Origin of the sequence: Corallococcus terminator (genome assembly GCF_003611635.1) — a bacterium.
GTDB lineage: Bacteria > Myxococcota > Myxococcia > Myxococcales > Myxococcaceae > Corallococcus > Corallococcus terminator.
The window spans coordinates 1-6,877 of sequence record NZ_RAVZ01000436.1; the positions used below are offsets into that span (position 1 = coordinate 1).

The following is a 6,877-nucleotide window of genomic DNA, read 5'->3' on the forward strand; positions in this document are numbered from 1 at the left end:
GGCCTCGAACGCTTCCGCGACGCACGCCCACTCCGGCTTCGCCACCTGCTTCGCCATGCCCACCAGCGTCCGCCGCGCACCGCTACGCCGGCAATCCCTCACCGCACGTCGTTGGCCGGACGGTTACCAAGGCCCCGCGATATTCATCGCGAGGCCCGTGTTGAACAAAAAGGCCCTGCCAATTGGCAAGGCCTTTCAAGCTGCTCCCCGAACGAAGGCCTGTACGAACTCGTTCTCTGCGCTCTCTCTGGTAAGAGGCACAAGTGTCGCCGACGCGAACGCTACAGCCCAGCGCTCGCGAGATCGCGCACGAGCGCGGCGCCGAGTCGGACCCTGTCCTCCGTGTCGAATTGGTGCTTGCCCACATCAACCTGCGGGACCTTCAAGAGAAGATCAGGACCGATCCCGTGAGCCGCACATACGCGCGAGAAGGTCTCCGCGTGCCGTTCAGCAGTGGGAGCGCAAAGCAGTAGCCCGCCCCGTACACACTGGATCTCCGTCCCGCTCCGCTTCAGCCGCATCCATCGAGGTGCCGTCTCGTAGCCAGTGAACCACGGTTCATCGACGGCGCTCAAGACACCAGCCTCGCGTTGAATCGCGGAGAGGTAGGGGTCGCGGTACCAGCTATTCATCTGGCTCTTGTCCAGCATGCACACGCTGTAGCCCATAACTCCGTTCACGGCTGCGTAGATGCCAGAGAGGCCCGCTCGCATTTCGGGGTACTTCACGAAGTACCAACGCCAATCGCGTCCGTCCTCATTGGTGGCTTCGAGCCAGCGGTTCGTAAAGGACTCGAGTGCGGACCGAGCATCACCCTCGCGCTTGGCGATGTCGTCGAGGAGGCGCCCGAGCACCTCGCGAACTCCGGCGAGGTGCGCACGGCTGGCTCCGGCGAGGATCTCCCTCCATTGGAGGAGGTTGGAGCCCGAGCCGAACTGGAAAAAGCGACGGTTGCGGGAACGCGAGTAGTCCCCCGCAGCCAGCAACGCACCGGTAAGAAGCGGGAGGTTCTCGCTCGTGAAGACCTCGTGAAAAGCACGTGCCCGACGTTCGAACACCTCGTTGTCGAGCTCGAACGCCGCCAGGGAGCCGCGTAGAACGGGGTGATCCTCAAGGTGAAAGAGGTGCCGCGCGAGCGTGGGAGCCTTGGTTATCATCTCGGCCTTCAATCGCTCGTCAGCGACCTGCGCCTGATTGAAGGCCGAGATGCCGTCCAGCGTACCCTCGACGATGAGGCGTCGCACGTCGGCGAGAAGGGCCGGCATCCTCTCGGAGCGCAGCTCGCTGCTCGATGCCTCGACTAGGTTCCGCAGCACGCGAAGCCTGCGTGAAAACTCGTCGGTGCCGTGCAGCCGGTGAATCAGGACCGCGTAGAGAAAGAGCGTGCGCGGCCAGCTAGACCGAACTTGGCCAAGGCAGCACGCGGCAAATAAGTTGACCGTCGCGCTTCCCTGCAATCCGAACAGTACCACCTTGCCGGTTTCGTCAGAGTCGATCGGAGCCGGTTTCAGCGTGAACGATTCCGAGAAAACGGAGGGAATGTCTGCGTTGACCCAGGTGTCGAAGCACCGGACGAGGAAGTCCAGGTGCGCTGCGGCCTTCTTGTTCCCTGGGCCGTAAACGCGCTCAGCAAGCGGTGCGATGGTGCCCGAGGTAAGCCGTCCGTCGGGCCACTCGCAGACATCGGTGACGAACTGGAAGTAGCGAAGGAATTCGTCGTCGACGATATCGTGGCTTCCTCGGTATGGCCACAGCATGTCTGCCCACGCGCCATCAACCTTCTGCGCGAACTCCTCGACGCGGTCCGGGCAGGAGATCTCCAGGACCTGCTCGAACCTCGCCTTGAAGTTCTCGAACGGCGTCAGCGGCTTCCCTCGCGAGTTCATCTTGATATAGAGATCCTCGCTCAATCCCATCTGCTCGATCGGCAGTAGGTGGAACGAGATCGCGGGTGCCTCGGTGTCCACAAGCCGCTTCCACGCAGTGGCGCAGTCGGCGTCGGCGAAGCGCTTGTGGATCGCTTCGATCATTACCAGCATCGACTGGATTGTCGGATCGTGCTGCCACGTGTGCAGGAACCAGTGTTGGTCCTTGATCCACGCGTGCACCTTCATGTCAGCGGGCGGCTTGCAGCCAGAGAGGCGTTCGCAGAAGAGCCGAGCGCTCGCCCGCGTCGCGTACGAGAACCGCTTCCAGCCCTGCTCCTGGTCAAGTCGGTCCGCGCGCCAGCCGAGGTACCAGTGCAGCAGAAATAGGGTTGTGAGCCGCTGCTGACCATCGAGAGGACGCAGCGTGCCCTTCTCGACGTCGCCGTAGATGAAATCGAGACTGATGGGTGTGCCGGTCGTGACGGCTTCGTGCAAGACGTCGAGGAAGTTGGCACGGATGCGCGCGACCGCGTCGCCCTCTCTCCCTTGTGCGTAGTCCCGCTGGATGAGCGGTATCTCGATGCGCTCGACGGCCGGAGCGTCGGGCGCATGTCGAGTGAAGAGAGCGTTGTAGGACGTGACGTAGCTTTTCATGACTGAGGCACCTCGGGCTTGAGGTAAAGGCCGATGCCACCTTCAGTGGAGAGAATTGCGCGCAGATAGGCCTCTCGGTCTTGCATGCTCCAGAAGTGGACCTGCTGCGCGTCTGCGTCCGTGTAGTACTTGAGGAAGACTTGGCGCGTGCAGATAGGGATGTATGCGCCCTTCCGATCGAGCTCGAGGATGCGCCTCCGCTTGACCTCGAACACCGCGTTGTTCAGAGCGCTGTTGTGGCCGCCCGCAAGCAGCGCGAGGTTGGTCACCGAATGGACCGAATGTACGGTCGCCGAGGTCGACGCATCCGCGAGCGTGAAGGCTGCCGTCACGTCTCGCGCGAGATCCTGGAACACCTGCCGATCGATCTGGTCACCGACATCGTCTATCCGCCTGAGGAGCTCTTCGCGGCGTGCGTCGTCGATTGAGTAAAGGTCCGCAAGTGCTTCGCGGTGAATCCGGAGCCACTGTTTCCACTGCTCAGCCTTCGTGAGGCCTTCCGTGTGCTGCGCGTGAATGTGCTCGAGCGACCAGTCTCCAAGCCTGTGAAGTCGGAATGAGTAGCGCTCAGAGGAGTGCTCCACACGCCGCACCGTCTCGACGTTCATCAAGAAAAGAAGGCGCTCGCATGTCTCCTTGTGCGCGTCTGTCTCGTAGCTCAGTGCCGTCAAGCCGGAGGGCGTGAGGTCGAGGGTGTCGCTAATCCTCTTGTCGAGGACCGCCTCAAAGCTGCTCTTCGTCCTGCCTGCGGCGAGCGTGACGAGGTCGCTGAAGCGCTGTCTCACAGCAACAAGGTACCCAATCTTGTGGTAGTGGTTGCGGTTCTCGAACCAGCCGAGAACGAGTGCGTGGAGGTCGACGACCTTGTCCCAGACCACCTTCGGTGAATTCTGTTCCACCTGCTCTCGCAGGGCGTCGAAGGTGTGGAAGAGTGGACGCGCCCGACCGCGAGGTCCTCCTGCGAGCGTGTCGAGCAATAGGGTGATCCGCGTCGGACTATCTGCGGCATGCTCGTCTGCGACGAACGCCCAGACGTCGGGATGCTGGAGATCGCGCTCAATGCTGTCCCACTGGGCAGCGATCTCATGAGTCCTGTCCGTGGCGTCGGCGCCTCCACGGCTGTGCGAGAGCAAGAGCGCCTTGACCAGTTCTGCGTCCGTGAGCGGAATCCTGCCGACGTTCAGGCGCGTGAAGAGCGTCGTCGAGTCCAGCCCTTTCGGGGCCTCGTACCAGATCACGCGCACGCTCTCGAAGAGGTACCCGTAGAACTTGTTGGCGACGTACTGCCGACGCGCGCCGTGCGCATCGAACCACTTTCGGATGCACTCGTATGCCCTGTGGAGATGGAAGAAGTCGATGTTGCTCTTAGCGCGAACCGCATCAAGATCTTGCAGGTAAGTCTCGCTGCCTGGCCGTGTGTCGTACTTGAGAGCGTATGGTGGGCCAGAGTTCTGAAGCCGCTCGCGCTGCATGAACACGAAGATGAGGAAGAGCGTCGTGAGGCGTTGCTGGCCATCGACCAGCTCCCATGTGGTCTCGCCGTCACGCTTTACGACAACTGGCTGCAGGCTGTAGGGCTCGCCCTTGCTCTCCCAGATGTCGTTGAGTAGGCGCTCTACCTCAAGTTGCCCCCAGCGGTACCCTCGCTGGTACCTGGCAACGCGGAACGAACCGACGATGTCACCAATCAACTTGAGTTCGAGGAGAGCGCCATCCATCGTCTCGTCAGGCATTTCAGGCAGCCCTTTCGGGGCGACGGCCTTCTTCGCCCAAGTCTGTGTTGTCGCGATGCAGCCTCATTGAGCGTGAACGATACCAGGGGAGCATACTGGACTGGGCTTGATCCGCTCCCGTAGGCGGGTTGACTATGCCACTGCCCTTTCGAACTCGGCCGGTGCGGCGACGGCATGAGGCATGCATGGGTGGGCTGCGATGGGCAGGGCGCCCAGTGCGGCTAGTGCTCGCCTACACCGCTTCCTTGGGGCCCTGGGTGATTCCGCCCGCATCGCCAGCACGCGAGCTGGACGGCTGCGTGCGAGCCGAGCTCACCAGCATTTCACGTTCTGGCACGCCCGTGACGCTGCGACCTGGGTTGGGGCGGGCGCAGATGTCCTGCTGGGGCGACTGCAGGCTGCGCTTCAGACGGCGTATTTCGACGGGAGGTCATTCCGCCTTCGCTATGCAGGCAAGAAGGTCGATGGCCTTCTGCCTAGCCCTCACGCATCGCGATTCGCATCTTGACGCAGCCGTGGCGCTTGTATGGCACGTTGAGTGAGTCTTGGATAAATATAGGGGATGGTTCCATCCGCATTGCTCATCACCGGGCAGGATCTTGATGCTTGGTCTGACAAGCCCAGAGCAGAGTCACAGCTCCCTGTCCTTATTCGCCGCCTTCTCAGTGCGCAGCTTTCTCGCAGTGGCCGGATCCAGTTCCGTGGCGACGTGGGCGTCCGATATGCGGGCTACGATGGTATCACGGACCTTGGCGAGCCTGTGCTTGATGCCCCTGCGGGCCCCGCTGTCTGGGAGCTGTCAGTGAATGCGAGGCCTGGGGAAAAAGCAAGTGAGGACTATTCGAAGCGAACGCAGACACCACTTGATGTGAATCCGACTGCCACTACATATGTGGCGCTCACCTCCAGGCACTGGCCGGGCAAGAATACATGGGCCAGGAACAGGCAGGCCGAAGGTTGCTGGAGAGAAGTCCGGGCTCTTGACGCCGATGACCTTGCTCACTGGCTTGAATGTAGTCCCTCCGTTGCGGCCTGGTTCTCATGCGAGGAGCTGGCCCGTCCTATCGACCAGATTGCCGACCCACACGCGTTGTTGGTTGCATGGAGCGGATGGACGAAGCCATCCCTGCCTGCGGCCACGCTGCTGGTCGGCCGTGAGGAGGCCGCAGCCCAGATTCGCGCATGGGCACAAGCAGCACCATCCATTTTGCCTGTGCGTGGGGAGGGTCACGAGGAGGCGCTGCACTTCGCCGCCGCAGCCTTGATAGAAGAGACCGTAGACGAGAGTCTTAAGAGTCGCGTGGTGATTGCACGTAGTTCAGAGGCCCTTGAGTGGCTTCTGGCCATGCCCACCTCGCAGTCCCTCATTCTACTCGCAGCCTTCCCCGATGCGGAGAGCCGAACTCGCTCCACGGGAGCGCACCACCTACTCATCGCTTACGGACGTGGTGAGCGGCTGGTGGGGAGAGAGTACGTCGAACTCCCGCCCATTGAGCGCACGGCGCTTGCCGCCACGATGGAACGGGTACTGGAGCCGGGTACGGCACACCGCGTAGCCTGGGCCTCCGGTGGCAGTGTTGGCGCTCTCCAGCGGGCCCTCGGACGTCCGGCACGTCCTGCTTGGGCCTTGGGCCCTCTTGCCCCTGAAATGCGGGCGATGCTGCTCGTTGGAGCATGGAACCCTGATGCGTCTGGAGACCGTGCCCTCGTTGAGCGCATTTCGGGACGAACCGTAGAAGAGGTGGATGCCTACTGTGCGTCCCTCGTGGTCGCCGGAGCCCTGCGGCGCAAGACTGGGGCGTGGATGTGGCGCTCCGCCCACGACGCATGGGCTCTTCTTGGAGTGCACCTCTCCGCTGGGCATCTGCGAGGCTTGGCGGACGCATCCTGTGAAGTGTTCGAAGAGAACAACCCCGAGGCCGGGGCCAGTTTGGTAGATCGGCTTTGGCTTGCAGTGAAAGGGGAAGGGCGCCGCCACTCCCCCATGCTACGCTCGGGACTCGCGGGCTCCTTGGCTTTCGTTGCCACGTCTTCGCTTCAGGACATGTTGGTCCGGCCGGTCGAGCGGCGTTCCTTGGTGGCTGCGGTGGTTCGCCGGGTTCTTTCGGCATCTTGGCAACGCTGGGCAGGGGTCGCTCCCGAGTTGCCGACGTTGGCCGAGGCTGCACCGGACGCATTTCTTGATGCTGTGGAAGAAAGCTTAACTAGTGGGGGCCAGGGCGTGGCAGGGCTTTTCGCGCTAGCGCAGGACGGCCTTGGCCCAAGCCCTCACGTTCAGCTCTTGTGGGCGCTTGAGACGCTCAGTTGGGAGCCGACACGCTTACGTCGTGTGGCTCATGCGCTAGCTCGGCTTGCTGCTGTTGACCCGGGGGGCGCTCTATCGAACCGTCCGCTGTCAAGCCTTCGGGCACTTCTGTTCCCGCTTTGGCCGCAGACGTTCGCGCCGACTCGAGAACGTCTAGGCGTCCTTGAGAGTCTCTGGGATGTCGTACCGGCGGTGAGTGTCAACGTAGTTGTCGCGTGAAACAGGTCAAGCAGCTGCGGTCATTGTTGGAACGAGAGGGGTGAGGTTCGGGGAAGGGTTGAGCCGCACGGGGCCCGTGGGTGTCCAGTCGCGGGTGT

General features: G+C 62.4%; 2 protein-coding genes. Both read right to left on the reverse strand.

The genetic code is table 11. The features are described from left to right. Window positions 1-281: 281 nt before the first annotated feature. The gene (locus D7V88_RS37245; protein ID WP_120545322.1) at window positions 282-2,522 is read right to left on the reverse strand and encodes a DUF262 domain-containing protein; all 2,241 of its coding nucleotides are present in this window, start codon (window positions 2,520-2,522) and stop codon (window positions 282-284) included. After that, window positions 2,519-4,255 carry a DUF262 domain-containing protein gene (locus D7V88_RS37250; RefSeq protein WP_208726702.1) on the reverse strand — a complete coding sequence of 579 codons (1,737 nt, stop codon included), beginning with the start codon at window positions 4,253-4,255 and terminating at the stop codon, window positions 2,519-2,521. The genes D7V88_RS37245 and D7V88_RS37250 overlap by 4 nt, the downstream gene beginning before the upstream one ends. Window positions 4,256-6,877: the final 2,622 nt, after the last annotated feature.

Coding starts and splice junctions, on each gene's coding strand:
- D7V88_RS37245 (WP_120545322.1), bottom strand. CDS start 2,522: ATGAAAAGCTACGTCACGTCCTACAACGCTCTCTTCACTCGACATGCG.
- D7V88_RS37250 (WP_208726702.1), bottom strand. CDS start 4,255: ATGCCTGACGAGACGATGGATGGCGCTCTCCTCGAACTCAAGTTGATT.